General features: G+C 31.0%; 23 protein-coding genes and 1 tRNA gene. 8 read left to right on the top strand and 16 right to left on the bottom strand.

Annotated features, from left to right (window positions below; all coding sequences use genetic code 11):
• Positions 1–38: 38 nt before the first annotated feature.
• From IU405_RS15265 to kynU, 5 genes are all read right to left on the bottom strand, one after another.
• On the bottom strand, positions 39–773 hold the full coding sequence (locus IU405_RS15265) for a DUF6090 family protein (protein ID WP_197439498.1): 735 nt from the start codon (positions 771–773) through the stop codon (positions 39–41).
• A 40-nt stretch (positions 774–813) separates the two neighbouring features.
• Positions 814–1,602, bottom strand: coding sequence for a DUF6090 family protein (locus tag IU405_RS15260; protein ID WP_197439497.1), 789 nt, complete (start codon positions 1,600–1,602; stop codon positions 814–816).
• 1 nt (position 1,603) lies between these two features.
• Complete coding sequence (locus IU405_RS15255; protein WP_197439475.1) at positions 1,604–2,008, bottom strand: RidA family protein; 405 nt, start codon at positions 2,006–2,008, stop codon at positions 1,604–1,606.
• A gap of 98 nt (positions 2,009–2,106) precedes the next feature.
• A complete protein-coding gene (locus IU405_RS15250; RefSeq protein WP_197439474.1) occupies positions 2,107–3,570 on the bottom strand; it encodes an FAD-dependent oxidoreductase in 1,464 nt (487 codons plus the stop codon).
• 18 nt (positions 3,571–3,588) lie between these two features.
• Positions 3,589–4,869: a kynureninase gene (gene kynU / locus IU405_RS15245; RefSeq protein ID WP_197439473.1), complete on the bottom strand. Its 1,281-nt coding sequence runs from the start codon at positions 4,867–4,869 to the stop codon at positions 3,589–3,591.
• 99 nt (positions 4,870–4,968) lie between these two features.
• Here kynU and IU405_RS15240 point away from each other — a divergent pair, with 99 nt between their 5' ends.
• Positions 4,969–6,162: a C40 family peptidase gene (locus IU405_RS15240; protein WP_197439472.1), complete on the top strand. Its 1,194-nt coding sequence runs from the start codon at positions 4,969–4,971 to the stop codon at positions 6,160–6,162.
• An 81-nt stretch (positions 6,163–6,243) separates the two neighbouring features.
• Positions 6,244–6,690, top strand: a complete 447-nt coding sequence (locus tag IU405_RS15235) for a KTSC domain-containing protein (protein ID WP_197439471.1) — start codon at positions 6,244–6,246, stop codon at positions 6,688–6,690.
• A gap of 64 nt (positions 6,691–6,754) precedes the next feature.
• On the opposite strand, the gene serA is transcribed toward IU405_RS15235, so the two are convergent.
• Both serA and IU405_RS15225 read right to left on the bottom strand, forming a co-directional pair.
• On the bottom strand, positions 6,755–8,647 hold the full coding sequence (gene serA, locus IU405_RS15230) for a phosphoglycerate dehydrogenase (protein WP_197439470.1): 1,893 nt from the start codon (positions 8,645–8,647) through the stop codon (positions 6,755–6,757).
• Between the two features lie 138 nt (positions 8,648–8,785).
• On the bottom strand, positions 8,786–9,607 hold the full coding sequence (locus tag IU405_RS15225) for a UbiA prenyltransferase family protein (RefSeq protein WP_197439469.1): 822 nt from the start codon (positions 9,605–9,607) through the stop codon (positions 8,786–8,788).
• 185 nt (positions 9,608–9,792) lie between these two features.
• Here IU405_RS15225 and gcvP point away from each other — a divergent pair, with 185 nt between their 5' ends.
• On the top strand, positions 9,793–12,678 hold the full coding sequence (gene gcvP, locus IU405_RS15220) for an aminomethyl-transferring glycine dehydrogenase (protein ID WP_197439468.1): 2,886 nt from the start codon (positions 9,793–9,795) through the stop codon (positions 12,676–12,678).
• 113 nt (positions 12,679–12,791) lie between these two features.
• On the opposite strand, the gene IU405_RS15215 is transcribed toward gcvP, so the two are convergent.
• Positions 12,792–13,043, bottom strand: coding sequence for a type B 50S ribosomal protein L31 (locus IU405_RS15215; RefSeq protein WP_197439467.1), 252 nt, complete (start codon positions 13,041–13,043; stop codon positions 12,792–12,794).
• A 227-nt stretch (positions 13,044–13,270) separates the two neighbouring features.
• On the opposite strand from IU405_RS15215, the gene IU405_RS15210 reads away from it, so the two are divergent.
• Together IU405_RS15210 and IU405_RS15205 are read left to right on the top strand one after the other, a co-directional pair.
• Complete coding sequence (locus tag IU405_RS15210; protein WP_197439466.1) at positions 13,271–14,314, top strand: glutaminyl-peptide cyclotransferase; 1,044 nt, start codon at positions 13,271–13,273, stop codon at positions 14,312–14,314.
• Between the two features lie 40 nt (positions 14,315–14,354).
• Positions 14,355–15,863: a hypothetical protein gene (locus tag IU405_RS15205; protein ID WP_197439465.1), complete on the top strand. Its 1,509-nt coding sequence runs from the start codon at positions 14,355–14,357 to the stop codon at positions 15,861–15,863.
• Between the two features lie 67 nt (positions 15,864–15,930).
• Here IU405_RS15205 and IU405_RS15200 read toward each other — a convergent pair whose 3' ends face one another.
• Entirely contained in the window at positions 15,931–17,211 is a 1,281-nt protein-coding gene (locus tag IU405_RS15200) for a metal-dependent hydrolase family protein (RefSeq protein ID WP_197439464.1), read from the bottom strand.
• A 64-nt stretch (positions 17,212–17,275) separates the two neighbouring features.
• Here IU405_RS15200 and IU405_RS15195 point away from each other — a divergent pair, with 64 nt between their 5' ends.
• Positions 17,276–17,956, top strand: a complete 681-nt coding sequence (locus IU405_RS15195; RefSeq protein ID WP_197439463.1) for an SDR family NAD(P)-dependent oxidoreductase — start codon at positions 17,276–17,278, stop codon at positions 17,954–17,956.
• 276 nt (positions 17,957–18,232) lie between these two features.
• The gene (locus tag IU405_RS15190) at positions 18,233–18,829 is read left to right on the top strand and encodes a SprT-like domain-containing protein (RefSeq protein ID WP_197439462.1); all 597 of its coding nucleotides are present in this window, start codon (positions 18,233–18,235) and stop codon (positions 18,827–18,829) included.
• A gap of 11 nt (positions 18,830–18,840) precedes the next feature.
• Here IU405_RS15190 and IU405_RS15185 read toward each other — a convergent pair whose 3' ends face one another.
• From IU405_RS15185 to IU405_RS15165, 5 genes are all read right to left on the bottom strand, one after another.
• Positions 18,841–20,313: a DUF389 domain-containing protein gene (locus tag IU405_RS15185; RefSeq protein WP_197439461.1), complete on the bottom strand. Its 1,473-nt coding sequence runs from the start codon at positions 20,311–20,313 to the stop codon at positions 18,841–18,843.
• Between the two features lie 59 nt (positions 20,314–20,372).
• The gene (locus IU405_RS15180; protein ID WP_197439460.1) at positions 20,373–20,867 is read right to left on the bottom strand and encodes a CIA30 family protein; all 495 of its coding nucleotides are present in this window, start codon (positions 20,865–20,867) and stop codon (positions 20,373–20,375) included.
• Positions 20,868–20,990: 123 nt separating this feature from the next.
• Positions 20,991–21,063 (bottom strand) — tRNA-Lys (locus tag IU405_RS15175).
• 60 nt (positions 21,064–21,123) lie between these two features.
• Entirely contained in the window at positions 21,124–21,891 is a 768-nt protein-coding gene (locus IU405_RS15170; RefSeq protein ID WP_197439459.1) for an ABC transporter ATP-binding protein, read from the bottom strand.
• Position 21,892: 1 nt separating this feature from the next.
• The gene (locus IU405_RS15165; protein WP_197439458.1) at positions 21,893–22,633 is read right to left on the bottom strand and encodes an MlaE family ABC transporter permease; all 741 of its coding nucleotides are present in this window, start codon (positions 22,631–22,633) and stop codon (positions 21,893–21,895) included.
• A 110-nt stretch (positions 22,634–22,743) separates the two neighbouring features.
• On the opposite strand from IU405_RS15165, the gene pafA reads away from it, so the two are divergent.
• Positions 22,744–24,378 carry an alkaline phosphatase PafA gene (gene pafA, locus IU405_RS15160; RefSeq protein ID WP_197439457.1) on the top strand — a complete coding sequence of 545 codons (1,635 nt, stop codon included), beginning with the start codon at positions 22,744–22,746 and terminating at the stop codon, positions 24,376–24,378.
• Positions 24,379–24,381: 3 nt separating this feature from the next.
• Here the strand turns inward: pafA and IU405_RS15155 are convergent, their stop codons facing one another.
• On the bottom strand, positions 24,382–25,056 hold the full coding sequence (locus tag IU405_RS15155; RefSeq protein ID WP_197439456.1) for a PrsW family intramembrane metalloprotease: 675 nt from the start codon (positions 25,054–25,056) through the stop codon (positions 24,382–24,384).
• Between the two features lie 3 nt (positions 25,057–25,059).
• The gene (gene ctlX, locus IU405_RS15150) at positions 25,060–25,992 is read right to left on the bottom strand and encodes a citrulline utilization hydrolase CtlX (protein ID WP_197439455.1); all 933 of its coding nucleotides are present in this window, start codon (positions 25,990–25,992) and stop codon (positions 25,060–25,062) included.
• Positions 25,993–25,996 lie beyond the last annotated feature (4 nt).

Below are 25,996 nucleotides of genomic sequence, written 5' to 3'. Positions count from 1 at the left end.
GTAGTCTTTGACGGATTTTTTTAAATAAAGTTATCATGTTAATTTTTGAGATAAGTAATTATCAATTGAATCAAATTTTCGTTTGAGGTAATTAAATCTTCAAAAGAGTTTTTAGCTTCTATTAATTTTAAATTTGATTCTAATAATAGCTGTTGAAATTCTGCGTCATTTGACAGCAAAAACAACTCTTCTTTTTTTATAATCAGAGTATTATTATAATTATTACTAGTTGATTTTAAATTTCTGTTACTCTCAAACCAATCATTTACTCTGTGCAATTTTTTATTTCTAATAAACTCTCTAATTTTAAATACTACATCTTCAAATTCATTTTTACTATCTGAAACTAAATTCATACTTCTAAAATAATTTTGAATTTCTTCTCTAATGATATGATGATTTATTTTGTTGGTAATTTCTGGATCATTTTCGCGAGCTGTTGGAATGTATATCAAAGCACGTCTAATATAAGTGGGGTTTTGAAATGTAATAGTGCTATCTTGTTTTTGACTGTAAGTAAACATTTTAAAATGAAGCGAATCAATGGCATTGATATAGTTTAAATTTGTTTGAAAATTAATAGAATCTGCTTTCAAATCATTTAAAAACCTTTGCAGCGTTGCTTTTTCTTTTTTATTTTCTTTTCTACCCTCATTCCAATTATTAATTTGTAACGCAATTAAAATTCCAATAACCACTAATACAATTTCGCCAATGGCATATTTGAAATATTTGGATGTTTTGCCTGCCTGTTCGGCAGACAGGTTTTCCATAAGTAAGTTTTGACGGATTTTTCGGAAGAATTTGATCATATTAGTAATTGTTTAATTCACTTTTAATTAAAACTCTTAATTTATCATTTTCTCTGATAACTGGCAAAAGTCGAGAGTGAAATTCATTCCATTTCAAATTAATTTCAAATAGAATTTGTTGAAATTCATCTGTTTTTGAAAGTTCAATTAATTTGTTTTTATCAACTAAATTTAATCCGTTTACAATTTTAAAAGTATAGTCATTAAAAAATTTATCTTTCAGTTTAAATAAATTTTTTGTGTTGTAAAGTTTTTTTATTCCTAAATAAGGTCTTAAATCATCAGAAATAATTCGTTCTAATTCCTGTTTATAAGAAGTCTCCATATCTGCAACAAGCTGTGTATAAGCAATTAAAGCTTTTCTAACCTTAGTATTTGAAATTGAAAATGCCTTTTCTTTAAAATCTTTATCTATCAATTGTTTAAAATAAAGACTGCGCCTAATTAACGCAGGTTCGTTAATTGAATCTAAAACCTCATTATTAATTCCTATTTGATATAATTGAAAATGAAGCTTTTCAACACTTTTGAATGTCTCAATATAATATGTAAATTGAATAGAATCAATTACTAAATCATTATAAATATTTGATAAAAACTCTTTTTCGATTTTATTTGATTTTCTATTTTCATTCCAATTATTGATTTGAAGTGCAATTAAAATTCCAATAACCACCAAAACAATTTCGCCAATGGCATATTTAAAATATTTGGATGTTTTGCCTGCCTGTTCGGCAGACAGGTTTTCCATAAGTAGGTTTTGACGGATTTTTCGGAAGAATTTAATCATTTTATTGCTTTTTATAAGCAGTTACTTTAATCTCCACCACCAAATCAGGATGTGGCAATTGATGCACAGCCACTGTAGTTCTTGCAGGACCAGTTTCTTTGTCAAAAAACTCTGCATACGCTTTGTTATAATCTGCAAAATCATTCATATTGACCAAGAATGAAGTAACATCTACTGCATCTTTCAAACTAGCTCCAACAGCTTTTAAGTTGTTGTCAATATTTTGTAAAACTTCTTTTGTTTGGATATAAGCATTCAGCTTTTTAGTACCCATTTCATCAATGATGTCAACGCCCGCAATAGAATTATCTGCTCTTCTAGAACTTGTTCCTGATACAAAAATAAAATCACCCACAACTTTCACGTGTGGATATGCGCCTCTTGGTGTTACTTTTTTATCTGTCATTTTTTATTATTATTTTTTATTGATAAATGAAAAAAACTTTTTTTATAAGTTTGTTCACTCCTTCCCTCTGGGAATCCCGAAACTTCGGGAGGGATGGGCTATAATCCTGCTATTTTATCTTCTTGTAAAATTTCATTTGTTTGTTCAGTTACGGCATCTAAAATAACTTTTAATTCGGTTTTTGTCATATTTACATGTGTGTGAACGGCTTCATCTGAAATCAAATTTAGCAATGCTTTGTCTTGTGCTCTGCCTTTTTTCATGGCTTCTTCATACCCAATATGTTCATTAAATGTCACTAAAGAATATTTGGAAAAATACTGATTTGGAAACGATTTTTCCAAGTCCATTTCAATCTTTCTTTTTTGTTTGAACAATTCATTGGCAACATGATCTCGCATTTCAAAGAAGTTATCAATTGCCAAATCTGCAATGGCATCTGTATCTTTTTTTCTGGCTTTCTGATATTCTTTAAAAACAGCTTCCCAACTTTCCAATTTTTGATCCAAAATTTCATCCAACACCACAACATCTTCAAAAGAAGCATTCATTCCTTGTCCATAAAAAGGTACAATGGCGTGAGCTGCATCACCCAATAAAATTGTTTTCCCTTTATAAAACCAAGGCGAACATTTTACAGTTCCTAAAGGTCCTGTTGGATTGTTCAAAAACTCATCTTTGATATTAGGTATCAACGCCAAAGCATCAGGAAATTCTTGTTCAAAAAAAGCTGTCATTTTTTCTTCGGATGTTAAATTATTGAAATTAAATTCGCCTTCATCAAAACTTAAAAAAAGCGTCACTGTAAAACTTCCATCCCTATTTGGCAATGCAATCAACATAAAATCTCCTCTTGGCCAAATGTGTAAATGATCTTTGCTAATTTGATGATTTCCAGTTGAATCTGTTGGAATTTCTAATTCTTTATACCCATGAGTTAGGTAATTTTGAGAATAGCTGAACAAAAATTTTCGTTCAGAAATATAACTTTTTCGCAAACTTGACCCAGCACCATCCGTTCCAAAAATTACTTCGGAAGTGACTGAAAATTCTTCATTTGTTTCTGAATTTATAAAAAATGCAGTCCCATTTTCGATGTCCACATTTTCACATTTATGGTTAAAATGGATGGTTACGTTTTCATGTTTTTCAGCTTCATCTAGCAACAAAGCATTCAAATCTCCTCGTGAAATAGAATTGATATACTCACCTTCTCTACCTGAATAATTGGATGAAAAAGTATTGCTTTCTTTATCATGCATCAATCTTCCAAACATAGGAATGCAGAGTTTTCTAGCTTTTTCCTCAACACCACACAAACGCAATCCTTTCAAACCTCTGTCTGACAAAGCTAAATTGATAGAACGTCCAGCAGAAATGGCTACTTTTCGCAAATCTGGTCTGCTTTCAAAAACTTCCACCAAAAATCCTCTTTGCGCTAGTCTTAATGCTAATAACGAGCCACATAAGCCTGCTCCAATAATTAATACAGCCCCTCCTAAATCCTCCCCAAAAGGGAGGACTTTTTCAATCTGACTCAAATCATGATCATTTTTTTTCATAATTATTTTTTAATGTATTTAAACCTCCTTTCCTTTGGAAAGGATTGAGGATAGGCTTTCTACCATTCTATAAACATCTTCAAAACTATTATACATTGGAACTGGTGCACAACGAATTACGTTTGGTTCTCGCCAATCTGTAATCACATTTTTTGCTAATAATTGTTGATGTAAACTTTTATTAGCATCTTTAATTTGAATAGAAATTTGACAGCCTCTTTCATTTGGATTGGATGGCGTAATTATTTTTATTTTGTCCGTTTCAATTTGTTGAATTAAAAATTCGAAAAAACCGGTTAATTTTTCTGATTTTTCACGCAAAGCATCCATGCCAACTTCTTCAAACAAATCCAAAGAGGCTAAAATGGCAGCCATTGATAAAATTGGCGGATTTGACAATTGCCAACCTTCTGCACCTTCAATGACATCAAAGGTTATTCGCATGTTGAAACGTGTTTTTTTGTTGTGATTCCACCAACCTGAAAAACGTGGTAGCTCTTTATTTTTCGAATGTTTTTCGTGAACAAAAATTCCTGCCAAACTTCCTGGACCTGAATTCAAATATTTATAGGTACACCAAGCTGCAAAATCCACTCCTGATTCGTGTAAATTTGGCTGAATATTTCCAACTCCATGTGCTAAATCAATTCCTACCAAACAATTTTTTGAATGACCAATAGTAGCTATTCTTTTCAAATCTAAAAACTGACCTGTATAATAATTAACACCTCCAATCAGCAACATTGCAATTTCATTTCCTTGATTTTCAATAATTTGCTCTAAATCATCCATTCTCAACAAATCTTCTCCTTCTCTTGGTTTCCAAAGAATTAAACCTTCTTGAGCATCAAAACCATGAAATTTTAATTGCGATTCTACTGCATATTTATCTGAAGGAAAAGCATCACTTTCAATGACAATTTTGTATTTGGTTTTTGTGGGTTGATAAAAAGAAACCATCAACAAATGCAAATTTGTAGTTAATGTGTTCATCACCACCACTTCAATTGGTTTTGCACCTACGATTTTTGCCATTTTTTCAGTCAAAAATTCATGGTAATTCAACCAAGGTCTTTTTGCTTCAAAATGACCTTCCACACCCAAATTTGCCCAATCTTTCAATTCTTGAAGAATGTAATTTTCAGTTGATTTTGGCTGTAAACCCAAGGAATTTCCTGTAAAATACAGCCATTCATTTCCGTTTATATCTTTGGGAATGTGAAACTGATTTCTAAGATGCGAAAGCACATCTTGGGCATCCAATTGTTTGGCAAATGCCAATGAATTTTGATACTGCATGCAAAAAATATTGGTTGGTTTTCAAAGATAAAACAATACTTTTAAGTTTTCAATTTATGAGCATTTGATTTTTTGTAAATTCGCTAAAAAATACATCAGATGAAATTTTTAAAAATAGTGGTTTGTTTGATTTTAATCGTTTTTATGTCTTGCAAAAATGACGTTCAAACGATTCAAGAGTTGGAAAAAGTGACTTTGGCCATCAAACAAGAATTTGCGCCGGATAAAAGAGTGGAACTTTTTGACATCAAATTTGTTCAGAAAAACAATCTTTTTTCGATTGAAGGAGAAACAACTTCGAAAAATGCGCTTCGCATTTTGATAGACAGTCTCCAAAAAACAAATCTCAAATTTGAAAACAACGTGCGAATTTTGCCTGATTCAGTTGTTGGTAACTTTCAATTTGCCGTTGCAAAAAATTCGGCAATTAATATTCGTTCAGAAGCATCTCATTCAGCAGAATTGGGCACACAAGGTTTGTTGGGAATGTCATTAAAAGTATTGGACAAAAATGGTGACTTTTACAGAATTCAAACTCCTGACAACTACATTTCTTGGGTTGATAAAGGAGGAATTCAATTGATGAATGAAACAGAAATCAATCAATGGAATGCTTCAAAAAAAGTACTTTTTACAGCACTTTTTGGATTTGTGTATGCGCAAAAAGATTTTGAAAAATCGATTATTTCCGATATTTCTTTAGGTGGAATGTTGCAATATATTGCTGAGGATGCTCAATTTTATCAAGTAAAATATCCTGATAATAGAATGGGTTTCATCAAAAAAAGTGACGCTGTTCTCTATGATTCTTGGTTAGAAAATTGGATTCCAACAAAAGAATCTATTGAAGAAATTGCCAAAAAAATGGAAGGTTTTCCCTATTTATGGGGAGGAACTTCTGCAAAAGGAATGGATTGTAGCGGTTTTACAAAAATGGTGTATTTGATGAATGGATTTGTGATTCCAAGAGACGCATCTCAACAAATCAACGCTGGAAAAAGGGTGGATGAACAACTCAATTTTTCAGATTTAGAAAAAGGAGATTTGTTGTTTTTTGGAAAAAAAGCCACTGAAAATTCGAAGCAAAAAGTGACTCATGTAGGCATTTGGTTAGGAAATGACAAACAAGAATTTATTCATGCTTCAGGAAATGTACATATCAGTTCTATGGATAAAACGCAGCCTCATTTTGATGAAATGAATAAAAATAGGTATTTGGGAAGCAAACGATATTTGGGTGAAAAAGACGTGAATATTGTGAATTTGAAAACCATATTTGATGTAAAACAGTAAAATTTCATCTTTAATTAACATCAAAATAGTAAGCTATCCATTTATTATCCATACTTTTGCGCGCTATTTTAATAAAAATACATGAAGCGAATTAAAGAATACAAAAAACTATTCAACATTGAAGGTGCTATCGATTTAAAAGAATTGAAAACAACCTACAGAAATTTAGTAAAAGAATATCATCCTGATAAATTTGTGGATGAAACTGCGAAATTGGAAGCTGAAGAAATCAGTACAAAAATTATTGACGGATACCATTTTTTAGTGAGCATTGCTCCTGAAACGAAAGTAGCCAATTTAGACGAATACAAAATCACCACTTCAGAATGCCAGGTTGTTGATTGGCGTCACAAAAGTATGCTGTTAGAAGTTACTTTTTCTGATGGAAATACCTATGAATATTTTGGAGTTAGTAAAATTCTTTTTGGGAAATTTGTCAACGCAAAATCGATGAACAACTTTGGAAGAAGAAATATTTTTAATTCTTTCTTATACAGAAAAATCAAAAAAGTAGCAGTAAACGCTTAACTTTTTGACATAAAAAAAATCCTTCAAAAAAAATTTGAAGGATTTTTTTATTGATTTTATTTTCCTAATACAACACTCGAAACTTGATAGTTCCTTCTACATTTCGTAATTTTTCAATCACTTCTTTATTATACTCTTTGTCCAAATCAGTAATTACATACCCCACTTTTGGATCTGTAGATAAATATTGACCACTGATATTCAAGTCGTATTTTGCCAAAATCTTATTGATTTTTGCCATTACACCAGGCACATTTTTATGAATATGTAAAAAACGATGCGCATTTACTTGCCTTGGTAAACGAATATTTGGAAAATTTACAGCATCAACTGTATTTCCATTATTGATGTATCCCATGATTTTATTGGGTACAAAATCGGCAATATCTTTTTGAGCTTCCTCAGTACTTCCTCCAACATGTGGTGTTAAAATTACGTTTGGCAAACCTTGTAATTCTGTTTGAAATTCTCCGTTTTTTGCAGGTTCTTTAGGATATACATCTACTGCAGCTCCTGCTAATTTTCCACTTTTCAAAGCCTCTGTCAATGCTTCAATATCCACTACAAAACCTCTTGCCAAATTGATAAAATGTGCGCCATCTTTCATTTGTGAAAATTCCTCTTTTCCAAAGAAATTTCTATTGGTAGGATTGTCATCCACATGTAACGTTACTACATCTGAAATTGCTAATAAATCCTTTAAAGAATACATTTTTGTAGCATTTCCAATGGATAATTTATCTTCAATATCATAATAATACACATCCATTCCAAGTGCTTCTGCCAAAATAGACAATTGTTTTCCAATGTTTCCATAACCAACAATTCCTAATTTTTTACCTCTAACCTCTTTAGAACCATCAGCAGTTTTATTCCATTTTCCATTATGGATTTCAGTACTTCTTTGGAAAGTAGAACGCATCAGCATGATAATTTCACCAATTGCCAATTCCACCACAGAACGTGTATTGCTATAAGGAGCATTAAAAACTACTACTCCATGCTCTTTACAAGCCTCTAAATCAATCTGTTTGGTACCAATACAAAAAGCACTCACCACCATTAATTTTTCAGCTGCTTCAATTACTTTTCTGGTAACATCTGTTTTGGAACGAATTCCTAACACATGAACATCTTTGATTTTTTCAATCAATTCTTCTTCAGACAAACTTTTTGAAATAGATTCTACAGAAAATCCGTCAGTAGATAATTTGTTAAATGCGTCAGGATGAACATTTTCTAATAATAAAATTTTAATCCTGTTTTTTGGGTATGAAATATTTCTTGGCAACTTGTTTATGTATAAAAATTCGTCAAAATTTGGGGCAATATGGTCTGCTTTTTCAGTCGTTTTTTTTCTGGAAACATTCTCAGTATAAGCAAAAAACTTATCTGCAACTCCTGCTTCACGAGTTACATAATCGCTATAACCATCACCAATTACTTGGATTTCTCCTTCTAAATGCATATTTCTCAAACAGTCAATTTTTCCATTGTGATGAGAAAGTACGTTTTTTGAATCAAAACCAACGATTTTACCATTTTCATCAAACTCAAAAGTATTGGCAAAAACACGATGAGAAGGAATGTTATATTCTGCCACAATTGGATCAATAAATTCCTTAAAGCCGCAAGAAATTACATAAATATCATCTTTAAATTCTTGGAAAAACTCTTTATTTCTCTCAATTGATGATGAAACTTGCTTTCTCAATTGTTTGATTAATTCGCTTAAATCTTCTTTGTGAGCATTCAACAAATTGATTCTTCTTCGCAAAGATTCAGTGAAAGAAATTTCTCCATCAATTCCAAGATTTGTGATATCAATAATTTGTTGGATAATCGCTTCTTTTTCAGGATTATTTTGAAGCGTAATTTCAGCTAAAACATCCAAAGCTTCCACACGAGTTAACGTGCTATCAAAATCAAAAACGTAATTTCTTTTGGTGGTCATCATTGTGTAATGAAATCCTTAATTTTAAGGGGCAAATTTACAAATTTCGAAATGAATAAGGGAACTTGTGATGAGTTTTATGAAATCAGTTTTTTTTACTCAATATAACATAAAAGTTCACAAAATATCAATCTTTAATCACTAAAAATTATGAAATCCTAAAAGAAGTAGCCACCAAATGATGGGTAACGCTTCTACCCAAAAAGCACTGTAATATTTTGATTGATTCACTTTTGCTCTCATCAGCATTACAATCACTAAAAAAAATAAAATCATAAAAGCATTTTTTGTTTCAAAATTAACAGAAAGTGCATACGAAATAAGTAAAGAGAAAAGCATTAAAATCAATCCTAATCGTTTTGTTTTTGGAATTCCAATTTTTCTTGGAATGGTTTGTAGTGAAATTGCATCAAATTGCAAATCTCTGATTTCGAAAGGCAAAATAAGAACAATAACTATAAAAAAACGTTGAATAAACAATAAAATAGCTTCATAAGAAAAGCTTTTTGTTGCTTCAAAAACAGGAATAATTACCGAAAATGCAGCCCAAACCAATGCCACAATGATGATTTTTAAATACCCAATATTGCGAAGATTTTTTTCAAATCCGCTTAAAAAAGGAACAGCATATAATATGGTTAAAAAGGTAAAAGGAGTAGTTAACAAAAGCGTGTTTATGGGAAGTGAAAAAGCATAAAAACACATTGCTAAAAAACAAAAAAATGAGAAAATTTGAATGATTTTTAAATTACGTGTCAAACTTCTGTGATGCAACTTTGCAACACCTGCAAATTTCACAAAATTATACCCTGTAATCGTTCCAAAAAAGATGAAATAATTAAGATTTTTCTGATATGGAATCTCTAAATACAGTTCCGTAATTCTTAAAAATGCATACACCGCAAAAGCCACATGAATACTAGCATTGATATAAAAATCAATAATTTTTTTGAATACATTCATATCGCAAAAATAGCATTTCTGTTCATAACCTTATAAAACGGTTGATAATAATTTTATTTTGGGGAAATTCTAACAAAAAATAATCTTATAAAATACGTACTTTTGTGTCGCAAAAATTAAAACTATTTTTTGTGGATTTGGTAACCACTAAATCGTTTGAAATATAGACACTTTAACCTCAATTAATGAATACAAATTCGTTTCAATTTAGACATATTGGTCCTAATAAAAAGGAGCAAGAAATCATGTTATCAACCATAAAAGTTGATAGTTTAGAGCAGTTAATCAACGAAACTGTTCCAGAAAATATTCGTTTAAAAAACGATTTAGATTTAGAACCTGCCATGAGTGAATATGAGTATTTGGCTCATATTAAGGAACTTTCTGAGAAAAACAAAGTCTTCAAAAGTTACATTGGATTGGGTTATCACGAAGCAATTGTGCCAAGTGTTATTCAAAGAAATATTTTAGAAAATCCAGGTTGGTACACAGCATACACACCTTATCAAGCAGAAATTGCTCAAGGAAGATTGGAAGCTTTATTGAATTACCAAACCATGATTTGTGATTTGACGGGGATGGAATTGGCAAATGCTTCTTTATTGGATGAAGGAACTGCTGCTGCTGAAGCAATGGCTTTATTGTTTGATGTGAGAGAAAGGGATAAAAAGAAAATTGATGCTTCAAAGTTTTTTGTTTCTGAAGAAATTTTACCTCAAACATTGTCTGTTTTATTGACGCGTTCAGCACCAATTGGCATTGAATTAGTAGTTGGAAATCATGAAGAATTTGATTTTTCAGAGGAATTTTTTGGAGCCATTTTACAATATCCTGCAAAACACGGACAAATTTTTGACTACACAGATTTTGTTGCAAAAGCAAATGCAAACAACATCAAAGTTGCTGTTGCTGCTGATATTTTATCATTGGTAAAATTAAAAGCACCTGCTGAATTTGGGGTTGATGTTGTTGTTGGAACTTCGCAACGTTTTGGAATTCCACTAGGTTATGGTGGACCTCATGCTGCTTTTTTTGCCACAAAAGAAGCATATAAAAGAAGTATTCCTGGAAGAATTATTGGAGTTACAAAAGATAGAGATGGAAATCGTGCGTTGAGAATGGCTTTGCAAACTCGTGAGCAACACATCAAACGTGAAAAAGCGACCTCAAATATTTGTACAGCACAAGTTTTATTGGCTGTAATGGCAGGAATGTATGCAGTTTTTCATGGAAAAGATGGGATTCAATTTATTGCAGATAGCGTTCATAACAAGACAAAATTAGTAGCTGATTATTTAGAAAAATCAGGATTTACTCAACTAAACTCTTCTTATTTTGATACTTTATTAGTAGAAATTGATTGTTTAAAAGTTAGACCAATTGCAGAATCGCATCATGTAAACTTTAATTACATCAATGAAAATCTATTGTCAATTTCGATAAACGAAGCTACAACTCAGCAAGATTTGATGACTTTATTTACCATTTTCGGTCAATTAAAAAAGCAACAAAATACTGCTGAAGCTGAAGGAAAAGGAGATTTTCATCAAATTTTAACACAAGAATCTTTCTCGGCTAATTTTGAAGTTATTTCAGAAAACCTTCAAAGAAACACACCATTTTTAGAAAATAAAGTATTCAATACGTATCATTCTGAAACAGACATGATGCGTTATATCAAGAAATTAGAGCGCAAAGATTTGGCGTTGAATCATTCAATGATTTCTTTAGGTTCTTGTACAATGAAATTGAATGCAGCCTCTGAAATGTTGCCTTTGAGCAATCCTCAATGGGGAAATATTCATCCATTTGTACCATTGAATCAAGCTGAAGGTTATCAAATTGTTTTGAAAAAATTAGAACATCAATTGAATATTATCACAGGTTTTGCAGGAACTTCTTTGCAACCAAATTCTGGAGCACAAGGAGAATTTGCTGGTTTGATGACTATTAGAGCTTATCATTTGGCAAACGGAAATTCTCACAGAGATATTTGCATCATTCCTGCTTCTGCACATGGAACCAATCCTGCTTCTGCAGTAATGGCTGGAATGAAAGTCGTTGTTACGAAAACTGATGAAAGAGGAAATATTGATGTGGAAGATTTACGCGCAAAAGCCATTGAACATTCTGCAAACTTAGCAGCTTTGATGGTAACCTATCCTTCAACTCATGGGGTTTTTGAAAGTGCTATTCAAGAAATTACACAAATTATTCACGATCATGGAGGTCAAGTGTATATGGATGGTGCCAATATGAACGCTCAAGTGGGATTGACAAATCCTGCAACAATTGGCGCTGACGTTTGTCACCTAAATTTACACAAAACATTTGCAATTCCACATGGAGGTGGAGGTCCTGGAGTTGGTCCAATTTGTGTTGCACCACAATTAGTTCCGTTTTTACCTACAAATCCAATGATTGAAACGGGTGGTGAACAAGCAATCACAGCCATTTCTGCTGCACCTTGGGGTTCTGCGTTGGCTTGTTTGATTTCTTATGGATATATTAAAATGCTCGGTTTTAGTGGATTAACAAATTCTACTAAAAATGCCATTTTAAATGCAAATTATATCAAAGCCCGCTTACAAGGTTCTTTTGACACATTGTATACTGGCGAAAAAGGACGCGCAGCTCACGAAATGATTATTGATTGTAGAGATTTTAAACAAAACGGAATTGAGGTTGTTGACATCGCAAAACGTTTGATGGATTATGGTTTTCATGCGCCCACAGTTTCATTTCCTGTAGCTGGTACAATGATGATTGAACCTACTGAATCTGAAAGTTTATCGGAATTAGATCGTTTTTGTGATGCCATGATTTCCATTAGAAAAGAAATTGATGCTGCCAATAAAGAGAATGAAAACAATCCTTTAAAAAACGCACCACATACGCAATCTATGCTAACTTCTGATGAATGGAATTTACCTTATTCAAGAAAACAAGCTGCTTTTCCTTTGGATTATGTTGCCGAAAATAAATTTTGGCCATCTGTCAGAAGAGTTGATGATGCTTATGGAGACAGAAATTTAATCTGTTCATGCAATCCAATTGAGGATTATGTGTAAGATTATAAATCAATAAAAATTCAAAACCACTTTTTAAATAAAAGTGGTTTTTTTGTGCATAAAAAAACCTCAACAAAATTGTTGAGGTTTTATATCTTTTAAATTCAGAAAAATTATTTACTGAATTTTGAGTATTTATTTTTAAACTTGTCAATACGACCTGCTGTATCAACCAATTTAGATTTACCAGTGTAAAATGGATGAGAAGTTCTAGAAATCTCTAATTTTACTAAAGGATACTCAACACCATCAACTTCAATAGTCTCTTTTGTGTCAACAGTTGAACGTGTAATAAAGACATCTTCATTAGACATGTCTTTAAAAACTACCATTCTATAATTTTCTGGATGAATTCCTTTTTTCATTTTATAATATTTTAATACTTTATTGTTATGTTTGCTTGCGTAAAGTTGGTAAGGTTTTACACGATTTCCGTAAATAGCTATATATTACTATTTTGAGGTTGCAAATTTAAGTTATTTTTTTAATTTACAAATAATAATTTACATTTATTTGTAATGAAAAACTGGTTCATGAAAAACTATGCTATTTTTGAACAAATCATTCATTAATAAAGACAAAAACAATACATATGAAAATTCGTTTGATCATTATTCTCTCAATAATTTCATCACTTTTTATCATTTCTTGCAATGATAATTACAAATTTACTCTGGAAGTTCCTAAAAACACTACTTTGAACAAATCCATAACAGCTATGGTCAAAGAACAAAATGACAAACCTATTGATAGTATTCACTTTTTTATCAACGGAATAAAAAGTATTTCTAAAAAAAATGCAACTACCATTAATACTCAAGATTTTGGTGTGGGAAAACATCAAATTTCTGCATTGATTTTTTATCCCGAAAAAACAAAAAAAATCAACAATTCCTTTGAAGTTTTAGCAAGTAAATCTCCTGAAGTGTATACCTATAAAATTATAAATTCGTATCCTCATGATACAAAAGCATATACGCAAGGATTGGAATATCACAAAGGTTTTTTGTATGAAACAACAGGAAGAAGAGGACAATCTAGCTTGAGAAAAGTTGACATTAGCACTGGAAAAGTAGTAAAAAAAATAGAATTGGATAAGCAATATTTTGGTGAAGGAATGACCATTTTGAATGATAAAATTTTTTGGTTGACATGGCAAGCTAAAAAAGGATTTGTGTATAATTTAGAAACTTTTCAACTTGAAAAAGAGTTTGCTTATGATAATAGTTCAGAAGGTTGGGGATTTACAAATAATTGTGTCGATTTGATAAAATCTGATGGAACACATAAAATTTGGTTTTTGGATAGTGAATCTCAAAAAGAAAAACGATTTATTCAAGTATACACCAATAAATATGCAGTTGATGATTTGAATGAATTGGAATTGATTGATGAAAAATTATACGCAAATAAATACCAACAAAATGCCATCGTAATTATTGATATCAAAACTGGTGAAGTTTTGGGTGTTGCAGATTTGACAGATTTGAAAAAAGAAATGGAAAAAACACAAAAATTAGTTGCAAATGACGAAGTTCTCAATGGAATTGCATATGACAAAGAAAACAACAGACTTTTTGTAACTGGAAAAAACTGGGGAAAACTTTTTGAAATTGAATTGATTAAAAAACAATAATTCACTCAATTAAAAGTTCTATTTTTATAAAAAATTTAGCATGCGTACTTTTTTAGCTTTTTTACTTTTTTTAGTGCTTATTGTTGTTAGCTCTTGCCGAAAAGACTTTTCAACAATTCCAAGTTTTGGAAAGTTAGAATTTTCAAAAGACACTGTTTTTTTAGATACAATTTTTACCAATATTGGTTCTGCAACCTACAATCTAAAAGTCTATAACCGAGGAAATAAAGCGATTACCATTCCTAAAATTTCTTTAGAAAACGGAACTTCATCAAACTATAGATTGAATGTTGACGGAATTCCAGGCAAAGAGTTTTTTAATATTGACATCTTAGCAAAAGATAGTATTTACATTTTTGTTGAAACAACAATCGACATCAATAATGTAACAAATCCTTTATATACTGACCGAATTTTGTTTGATAATGGCAACAATCAGCAAGATGTTGATTTGGTAACTTTAGTGAAAGATGCTCATTTTATTTTTCCAGGAAGAAATCCAATTTCAATGAAAATTGACAGTTTAACAATTGATGGTCAGCCAACTACCATAAAAGGAAGATTTTTAACGGATGCTGAACTTACTTTTTCTACCACAAAACCAACCGTGATTTATGGGTATGCAGCTGTTCCTGAAAACAAAATTCTGACCATAAATGCTGGTGCAAAAGTTCATTTTCACGACAATTCAGGATTGATTATTGATAAAAACGCTTCATTAAAAGTCAATGGAAATTTGAATGAAAAAGTGGTTTTTGAAGGTGACAGATTGGAAAATAGTTTCAGTAAAATTCCTGGACAATGGGGCACCATTTGGATGCGTGCAGGAAGTAAAGACAACGAAATTCATCATGCACAAATAAAAAACGGAGTTATTGGGATTTTAGTTGATAGTCTTGGTTCTGGAACAAGTCCAACTTTACGACTTTCAAATACCGAAATTTATAACCATTCAAATTTTGGAATTTTAGCAAGAGAAACCAATATTGAAGCCCATAATGTGGTGATTGGTTCTGCAGGACAAGCTTCTCTAGCTGCGACTGTTGGTGGTTCGTACAACTTTACACACAGTACTTTTGCGAATTTTTGGAACAATGGAATTCGTCAATTACCAGCAGTTTTGGTAAACAATTTTTTCGTTTATGAAAATTCTTCGGGACAAGAAATTATTGAAACGAGAGATTTAAAAGCCGCAAATTTTACGAATTGTATTTTTGATGGAAATAACAATATCGAATTTTTATTAGATAAAGTTGAAGGAAGTTTGTTCAATTACAACATCCGTAATTGCATGATTTCTTTCATTGATTCCAACAATTCATTTGCTGGAAATGCAGAAATGAATTTCACGAACAATCCTAATTATCAAAATATCATCTTAAATGGTTTGGCTGATTTTAGAAATACCCAGAACGAAGATTTCATTATTGGTGAAAATTCTGTGGGAATTAACAAAGCAATATCAAGCAGTTTTCCATTTGATATTTTAGGCGTTAGCAGAACCAATTCTCCTGATATTGGTGCTTATCAGCATATTATTTTTGATTGATAAAAAAAACCTCACAGGTTTTAAAAATCTGTGAGGTCTGAAAAAATATCAGTTCAACTTTTTTTGGTTAATTCTTGTAAACAATCCCATCTTTCATCACAAAAACAACATTTTCCATAGTGGCAATGTTTTTTGTTGGATCTTCATTCACTGCAATAATATCTGCTAAAAATCCTTTTTGAATTTGTCCTAATTCATTTTCCATTTTCAACAACATGGCATTGGTAATTGTGGCAGATTGAATTGTTTCTATAACTGGCATTCCAGCAGCAACCATAAATCCAAATTCTTTGCCATTATTTCCGTGTTTAAAAACACCAGCATCTGTTCCAAAGGCAATTTTCACTCCTTTTTTGTAGGCTTTTCCAAAAGTTCCTTGAATTTGAGGACCAACAGCCAACGCTTTTGGAACTACAATATCTGGATAAAAACCTTTGATGGTAGCTTTTTCAGCAACTTCTTTCCCAGCAGTAATTGTAGGAACCATATAAACATCATATTTAATCATTAAATCCATCGTTTCATCACTCATATAAGTACCATGTTCTATGGTTTTTACACCACCCAAAATAGCTCTTTTCATGCCTTCATCTCCATGTGCATGTGCAGCCACAAACATTCCATAATCTTTGGCAGTTTCGCAAATAGCTTTGATTTCTTCAATCGTAAATTGAGGATTATCTCCAGATTTTGCAACACTCAACACACCTCCAGTTGCTGTGATTTTTATCCAATCTGCACCATTTTTATAACGCTGTCTTACCGCTTTTTTAGCATCATCAATAGAATTTATAACGCCTTCTTTTGGTCCTGGATCACCAATAAATAATTTATTTCCTCCATTGGTTGGATCAGCATGACCACCAGTAGTAGCCAAAGATTTACCTGCCGTAAAAACTCTTGGTCCAGGAATTTTCCCTTGATCAATGGCGTTTCTGATTGAAATATTAACACCTGTTCCACCTAAATCTCTTACGGTTGTGAAGCCATTTAATAAAGTAGTTTTAGCAAAACCAACAGAATTAAAAGCAACATCTGCTTCATTTAAAATGTATTTTTCTAATTGAGTTTTTGGATTAAATTCCTGCTCAATGTGCACATGAAAGTCGATCAAACCAGGCATTACCACCTTGTTTTTTAAATCAATGGTGGTGATGTTTTTGCTTTTTGCAACCAAAAACCCATCAACAACATCAATAATTTTATTCTTTTCAATAATAATAGTTTTATTGGTTTCAATCTTTCCTGATTTTGTGTCAATCAATTTTCCACATAAAATATGTGTTGTTTGCGAAATGGTATGTTGAATCAAAAAAAGTGCACAGACAAAGAAGAATATTTTTTTCATTTGGGTTGTATTAGTTTCTAAATGTATGAAAAATTGAGTAATTTGCTCAATAATTTTTTGACAGATGAAACACATAATTATAACGGGTACAAGTAGGGGAATTGGATTTGAATTGGCAAAATTATTTGCTGAAAAAGGGCATAAAGTTCTAGCAATTTCAAGAAATGTAAAGCCATTAACTGATATCAATCACCCAAATATCACCACACTTTCTGTGGATGTTTCACAAAACAATGACTTAAAAAAAGTTACCGAATTTGTAGAAAATAATTGGAAAAAAGTTGACATTCTCATTAATAATGCAGGAAAACTCATCAACAAACCATTCACTGCATTGACCACAGAAGACTTTTTAGAAGTGTACAAAGTAAATGTTTTTGGAGTTGCTGAACTCACAAAAAATATGATTCCTTTTTTACAAAAAGGTAGTCATGTGGTAACCATTAGTTCTATGGGAGGCATTCAAGGAAGTATGAAATTTCCTGGATTGGCAGCCTATTCATCTGCAAAAGGAGCAGTAATTACATTATCAGAATTGCTTGCTGAAGAATACAAAGAACAACAAATTGCGTTCAATGTTTTGGCAATTGGAGCTGTTCAAACAGAAATGTTGGCAGAAGCTTTTCCTGATTATAAAGCACCACTTTCTGCGTCTGAAATGGCTGAATATATGTATGAATTTGCTATAAATGGCAACAAATTTTACAACGGAAAAGTATTGCAAGTTTCCTCTTCAACACCATAAAATGATTATTGCATTAGCTTTTATATTAACTTCTTTTCTTCAATTTTATCTATATTATAGAAACTATAAAAAGGAGAATAAGATTAATGAATTTTTAATTACGATAAGTATTTTTTTAATTTACACATTTATTTACCCTTTCTTTTTTTATATTTTTTATGAAAATGATAACTTTATTGGGTTTTCTTTTATTACTCAAGTTGTAATTATTGCAACTATTGGAGCTTCGTTTACACTAATTACATACATTTTTTGGTATTTTAATAAAAAATAATATTGAGCCGTACACTTATAAATTATATTCCTGAAAAGGCCATACCAATTGTTCAATATTTAATTGAACAAAATAATTTTACTCTAAAAATAGTCAATGAAAGAGCGACAAAACATGGAGATTTCAGAAAACTTCCGAATGGAAAATTTCAGATTACCATCAATAATAATTTGAATCAATATCAATTTTTATTAACCTTGATTCATGAAATTGCACATCATGTTGCGCATGAAAAATTTGGAAGGATTCAAGCTCATGGCAAAGAATGGAAAACTGTTTTTCAACATTTGATGCTGCCATTTTTACATCCAGAAATATATCCAAAAGAAATTTTAGGACATTTGGCAAGCTATCTAAAAAATCCAAAAGCAAGCACTGATGCTGATGCTAAATTATCATTGGCATTGAGAGGAAATGAAGCTGAATCAGGAAAATTATTTGTTTTTAACATCTCGAGTGGAGGTTTTTTTGAATTTAAAAATTCCATTTACAAACGTGGAAATCAACGCAGAACACGCATTGAATGCCAAAATATCAAAACAAAAAAAATGTATTTATTTCATCAAAATGCAGAAGTAACTCCTGTTTTTAGCAAATAGATTTTTTAGAATTATCTTTCTCTCTTGATGAATAATGTATCTAATTTCATTTCATTTTGAAGCCAAGCCCGTAATTCAATTTCCTTCAAATTGATTGTTGATTCTAAGGTTTTTGAATTCCATTTTACGGTAGCAATTGGAATGGTATCAATTTTTATGAAATCTTTAGAGAACAGCATTTTTGCAAATCCAATTTGCTCTACTTCATTATATCTTATTTTTACATCTTTTGCAATTCTACTGAAAGCCACCGCTTTTTTGTCTTTTGCAATGGCATCTTGTTCAATTCGTGTATTAAGTTGAAAAATAGTCTGTTGCAAAACTGAAATCTGATTTTCTAGTTCAGTAATCATCTCTTTACTTTCCTGTAACTCCTCTCTTTTTTCCTTATAAGCAGTGGTAATCAACTCAAAACTTTTAGTATCACTTCCTTTAATTTTTAATGTAAAATCGGATAAACTTGCATAAGAAATGTTTTTTGTCAATTCATTTCTTAAGTCATTTTTTGTTGCATCTGATACTTCATTGAAAAAATTCAATAGTATTTCTTTGTTTTCCAAATCCTTCTCCCAATCAATCAAGGTTAATGATTCATTTTCTTTGATTTCATTATTGATAAAATTCGAAATTTGATTGTTGATTTTGTTTTCATTGAACACTTTCACAAATGTAAAAATGGCAGGAATCATCACTAAAACCCCAATGATTGTTGCCAAACTTGCATATCGCTTTCTTTTTTTTGCGTTGGCATATTCATGCATTGGAAAATTTAACAACTTTAACACTAAAAAAGTTGCTAAAGCAATAAAAATAGCATTGATTGTGAACAAATAAATTGCTCCTAAAAAATAGGAAAAATTCCCTTTTGCAAGCCCATATCCAGCTGTGCATAAAGGCGGCATTAAAGCTGTGGCAATGGCAACTCCAAAAATTACGGATGCAATTGTTCCTTTTTTTGTTCTTGCTACCATCAACGCTAAACCACCAAAAAAAGCAATTAAAACATCTCTAATATCAGGACTTACTCTTCCTAATAACTCAGAAGTGTCTTCACTTAAAGGAAAAAGATAAAAAAACATGAACGAAGCAAATAAGCTCAACACAATCATAATTCCTAAATTCTTCACAGATTGTTTCAAAGTATTGACATCATTCAAAGCAAATGACATTCCAATTCCTAAAATTGGACCCATTAAAGGAGAAATCAACATGGCACCAATAACCACTGCTGTTGAATTTGCGTTCAAACCAATAGAGGCCACAAATACAGCAAAAATTAAAATCCAAGCTGTTGCTCCCTTAAAGGCAATATCTGCTTTTATTGCTTCAATTGTGGCTTTATGATCAGTATCTTCTCTAAAATCAAAAAGATTGTTTAAAAATGATTTTACATGAATAAAAACTTTGGAAAAGTCTTCTTTTTTATTTTCAGATGCATTTTTTTCTTCATCAAAATTGTTTTTTTCGATAAACTCTTCTTTCATACTTGAATATTTAAAAAAGTGAAGATACAAAAACTCACTTAAATGCGGTTATTAATAAATTATTCCAAATAAATTTTATCAATCTGTAAAAGAAAATCTTGTGCTTTTTTATTTCCGATTAAAAAAGCAATTTCCTCAAAACTATCGGCTGAAAAATTAGGTAAATTCAATGCTCTTCCTCTAAACTTTGGTTGCATTTCTGTAAGTTGAATTTCAATAGTTTCCCAAGTATTGTTGGTTTGAAAAGTGGCTACATAAGAATAATAATCATTTCTGTTTTCTTTAATTCTCAATTGATAGCTATTTCCATCACCTTTTAACCGAACCTTAATTTTAGTGAAAGAATGTATTTTCTTTTGAGAAAACTGATTTCTTACCGATGAAAATCCTCCGTTATTTTCTAAAGATACTTTTCCATAAAAAATAGCATTTCCTTCATCATTGATTTCGAAATTCCCTACTGATTTCCCTCCCATGACTACATCATCAATTACGTTCCAAGACGAAATGTCTGTATCTTTTGAAAAATCGAAAATAATTTGTTCAGAGTTCATTGTTAAAAAAAGAAATAAAATTGAAATGATTAATTTTTGCATACCTATAAAGAATACAACAAAAATAAGGTTTAAAAGGACGGTAAAATAAAAAAACTCTGCAATAATTGCAGAGTTTTTTTGTGACCGGGCTGGGATTCGAACCCAGGACCCTTTCATTAAAAGTGAAATGCTCTACCAACTGAGCTACCAGGTCTTCTTTTCTTTTTAGCGGGTGCAAATATATGAGTTATATTCTAAAAAACAAACCTATTTTTTATTTTGTTTCATTTAAATATGCCTCTCTTACTTTTTTGAATAAATTAGATGAATACACAAAGTCTACAACTGCCTCATTATCAGTTTTAAAAATGTCTTCACTACTACCTTCCCAAGCTTTTAAACCATTTTTTAAAAAAATAATTTTTTCACCAATTTCCATTACAGAGTTCATATCATGTGTATTTATGACAGTTGTAATGTTATATTCTTCTGTTATTTCTTGAATTAAATTGTCAATAACTATAGCTGTTTGAGGATCCAATCCAGAATTTGGCTCATCACAAAACAAATACTTTGGATTCATTACAATCGCTCTTGCAATGGCAACCCTTTTTTGCATTCCTCCTGATAATTCTGCAGGAATTTTCTTATTGGCATTTTCTAAATTAACTCTTTTTAAAACAAAATTCACACGATCTAACATTTCAGAATTTGTTTTTTTTGTGAACATTTTCAATGGAAACATCACATTTTCTTCCACAGTTTGAGAGTCAAAAAGCGCACTTCCTTGAAAAACCATGCCAATTTCTTGCCTCCATTGTCGTTTTTCTTCGGTTGTGAAATTTGTATTTATTCTTCCATCAAAAGAAATAAATCCCTCTTCTGGAGTGTGTAAACCAATCAATGATTTTAAAAAAACTGTTTTTCCTGAGCCACTTTGTCCGATAATTAGACTTGTTTTACCAGGATAAAATTTGGTAGAAATTCCTTTTAAAATTTTTACATCTCCAAAACCTTTATGCAAATTATTTACCTCTATCATTTTATGTCAACAGCATTTGGGTTAAAAAATAATTAAAAATTACAATCAAAATAGTTGTCCAAACTACTGATTTGGTACTTGCTTTTCCAACTGCGATTGAGCCTCCTTTTACATAATAACCATGATAAGAAGGAACAGTTGCTATCAAAAATGCAAAAACCAAGGTTTTGATCATGGCATACGTTATTAAAAAAGGTTTAAAATCCATTTGCAAACCTTCTATATAATCCAAACCACTGAACAATCCTGAAAGCACACCAGCAACCCATCCTCCAAAAATCCCTAAAACCATCGCTAAGGAAATTAAAAAAGGATAAAAGAAAACAGTTGCTATCACTTTGGGTAAAACCAAATGATTTAATGAGTTAATTCCCATCACTTCAAGTGCATCAATTTGTTCTGTAACTCTCATAGTACCAATACTTGAGGTAATGTACGAACCTACTTTTCCTGCTAAAATAATAGAACAAAAAGTAGGTGCAAATTCTAAAATAATGGAGCGTTTTGCAGCAAAACCAATCAATGATTTTGGAATAAAAGGACTTTCCACATTTAAGGCAGTTTGCAAAGCAATTACTCCACCAATAAAAAATGAAATGAACATAATGATCCCTAAAGATTTCAAACCTAATTCTTCAATTTCTTTAAAAAGTGATTCGTAAAAAAAACGACGTCTTTGAGGTTTTTTAAAAACCTGAAAAAGCATCATAAAATATTTACCAACATGTTCTATGTAGTTCATGGATATAATTTTGTGCTAAAGTATTAAATTTAGGTGAATAGAATGTAAAATTACTAAAATCAAACTATAAAATAATTACTTTTGTTTCTATAAAATTAATCTATATTCAGATGCAAAAAAACATTTTTCTCTTAGGGATTTTTATATTTCTTCTATCATTTCAAAAAGAGATAATAGCACAAGAAAAACCATCGCTTGTGGTAGGAATAGTGGTAGATCAGATGCGTTATGATTATTTGACGAGATATTATGAACGATATGGAAATGATGGTTTTAAACGTCTTTTAAATGAAGGATATTCTCTGGAAAATGCTCATTTTAATTATATTCCAACCTATACTGCTGTTGGTCACACCTCAATTTATACTGGAGCAACTCCTGATCATCATGGCATTATTGGAAATAATTGGTATGATAAATTTTTAAAAAAGTCGATTTATTGTGTTGATGACTCCAATTATTCTTCTGTTGGAACAGATTCAGATTACGGAAAAAAATCACCTTACAGATTAGCCACAACAACAGTTACAGACCAATTATTATTGGCTCAAAATATGCGTGGGAAATCAATTGGAATTGCATTAAAAGATAGATCTGCTATTCTGCCAGTTGGACACACAGCTACAGCTGCTTATTGGTATGAAGGAAAAGACAAAGGGCATTTTATCACAAGTTCTTTTTACAGAAATGATTTGCCAATTTGGGTAACTGATTTTAACAAACAACAAAAAGCACAGTATTACACATCAAAACCTTGGAATACTTTGTATGACATCAAAACATACAAAAACAGTACTGCTGATAATTCTATTTTTGAAGGTGTATTTACAGGTGAAGAATTACCCATTTTTCCTCATGACATTCCAAATTTGAAAAAAGAAAATGGAAATTTAAGTATTATTTCTGAGACTCCTTTTGGAAATTCCATCACATTAGATTTTGCAAAAGCAGCTATTATTGGAGAAAATTTAGGAAAAAACAAAGACACTGATTTTTTAGCTATTAGTTTTTCAAGTACAGATTATGTAGGTCATAAGTATGGTGTTGATGCCATTGAAACGGAAGATACCTATTTACGATTGGATAAAGATTTGGCTGATTTGCTAAAATTTTTAGACAAAGAAGTTGGAAAAGGAAAATATACCGTTTTTTTAACTGCAGATCATGGAGCCATTAGAGTTCCTGCCTATTTGGATTCATTGAAAATTCCTGCAAAATATTTTAATACTCGAAAATTCAAAACTTTCTTAGATTCTGTTTCTACAAAACATTTTAAATCAACAGAATTGGTTGAAAATTTTTCAAATTATCAATTGTTTTTAGACAAAGAAAAAATAACTACTTTAGGTTTAAAATTGGATGATGTTGCTGAAATTTTCGCAAACGAATTGATTAATTTCGAGACAATTAGCAAAACTGTCACTGCAAAAACATTAAGAAACACCAATTTTACAAAAGGAATTTTAAACGTTTTACAAAATGGATTCCATCAAAAATTATCTGGTGATGTATTGTTAATTCCAAATCCCGGAACAATTTCAGGGAAAAGAACAGGAACAACTCATGGTTCTGGATTTTCTTATGACACGCATGTTCCAATCATTTTTTATGGAAATGGTGTCAAAAAAGGAGCTTCAAAAAAGCATTATGAGATTACTGATATTGCTCCAACAATAGCAAATTTGTTGAGGATTGAAGCACCAAATTCAACCACTGGAAAAATTATTGAGGAAGTTTTTAAATAAAAACTATACTTTAAAATGCGAATTTTGTTGATGAATTTTAATCGCTTTTTTGGATAATATAATTCCAACAATCAATGAAACAAATGCTCCAATTGCAATTCCTGGAATGAAATTGATAAACAAGAAAAAGTCATAAGCTCCATGAAAAAAAGTGGCAACTAACAATCCTGTGATATTCAATAACTGCTTATTTTTTGAAAACTTAGCCAATCCCATAAAATAGCCCATCAAAATCCCGAAAGTTGCATGCGCTGGAACTGCTGTAAATGCACGAATAATTCCTGTGGAAACTCCATATTGAAAAACATACATCACATTTTCAAGCGCAGCAAAACCCATTGAAACCAATACTGCATATACAATTCCGTCAAAAGGCTCATTGAATTCATCATTTTTCTGAGCATAAAATTTTACAATGATATATTTCGAAAATTCTTCCACAAAACCCACTACAAAAAAAGCTTTGATGAATTGTTGAAAAATACTGGTTTCATTAGTTAAAGGAAAAAATTGATTGGCAATTATACTTAAAAGTAAAGTAATGATAACACTTACAATTGCGCCCATCAAAAAGTTTTTAACTAAAAAACCAATAGGCTCTTTTTCAAATTTATCTTTGAAATAGATATACAAAATGATGATCATTGCAGGAGCAATTGCCAATAAAAGTAAGCTCATTTTTTATGCTTTTGGTAAAAATATTTCTGCCATCATACAACGTGCACTACCTCCTCCACAAGTTTCAATCGTTTCCAGTGAACTTGAAATTATTTTGCAATGTTTTGTGATTTGTTGAATTTGTGCCGAATTTAAACAATCAAATGCTGCTTGACTCATCACTAAAAAAAGTTCATTATTTGCACCTTCAACTTGCAACATATTTCCTGCAAAATGATTCACTTGATCTTCTGTGATTTCAATAATTTGTTTATTATTTTCCTTCAAATGCTTAACAACATTTTTTCGCTCTTGTTTATCATCAATGGTATCTAAACAAATCACTGCAAAAGTTTTTGCCAAACACATCATCACATTTGTGTGATAAATTGGTTTTCTTTTCCCTTCAACAGTTTGATAAGCAGTAAAAACAACTGGTGTATATTCAAAATCTTCGCAAAATTCAATAAATAATTCCTCATCAGCTCTTGGCGATAATGCACAATACGCTTTTCCATTTGCACGATCTAACAATATACTTCCTGTTCCTTCTAAAAAAATATTTTCTTGCTCCGCACTTGAATAATCCATTACGTTTTCTATCAAAAAACCTCTCTCTTCCAAAATATCTAAAATATCTTCTCGTCTTTCATTTCTCCTATTTTCTGCAAACATAGGGTAAAAAGCAACTGTTCCATATTCATGAAAAGAGATCCAATTGTTTGGAAATAACGAATCTGGTGTATCAAATTCATCAGTATCAGAAACAACGATCACCTCAACTCCATGGCTTTTTAAGGTATCAACATATACATCAAATTCTTTTTGTGCTTTTATATTTATTTCCGAATTTTTTAAATCCAATTCTTCTTGGTAATAGTTATTGACAGCTGTTTGTTCGTTCATCCTAAAATTTATAGGACGAATCATCAAAATAGAATTCGTAGTTTGTTTCATGTAA

Source organism: Polaribacter sp. BAL334, assembly GCF_015767435.1.
GTDB lineage: Bacteria > Bacteroidota > Bacteroidia > Flavobacteriales > Flavobacteriaceae > Polaribacter.
Note: the sequence above shows the minus strand (reverse complement) of the source record. Positions and strands in the feature narration are given on the sequence as shown.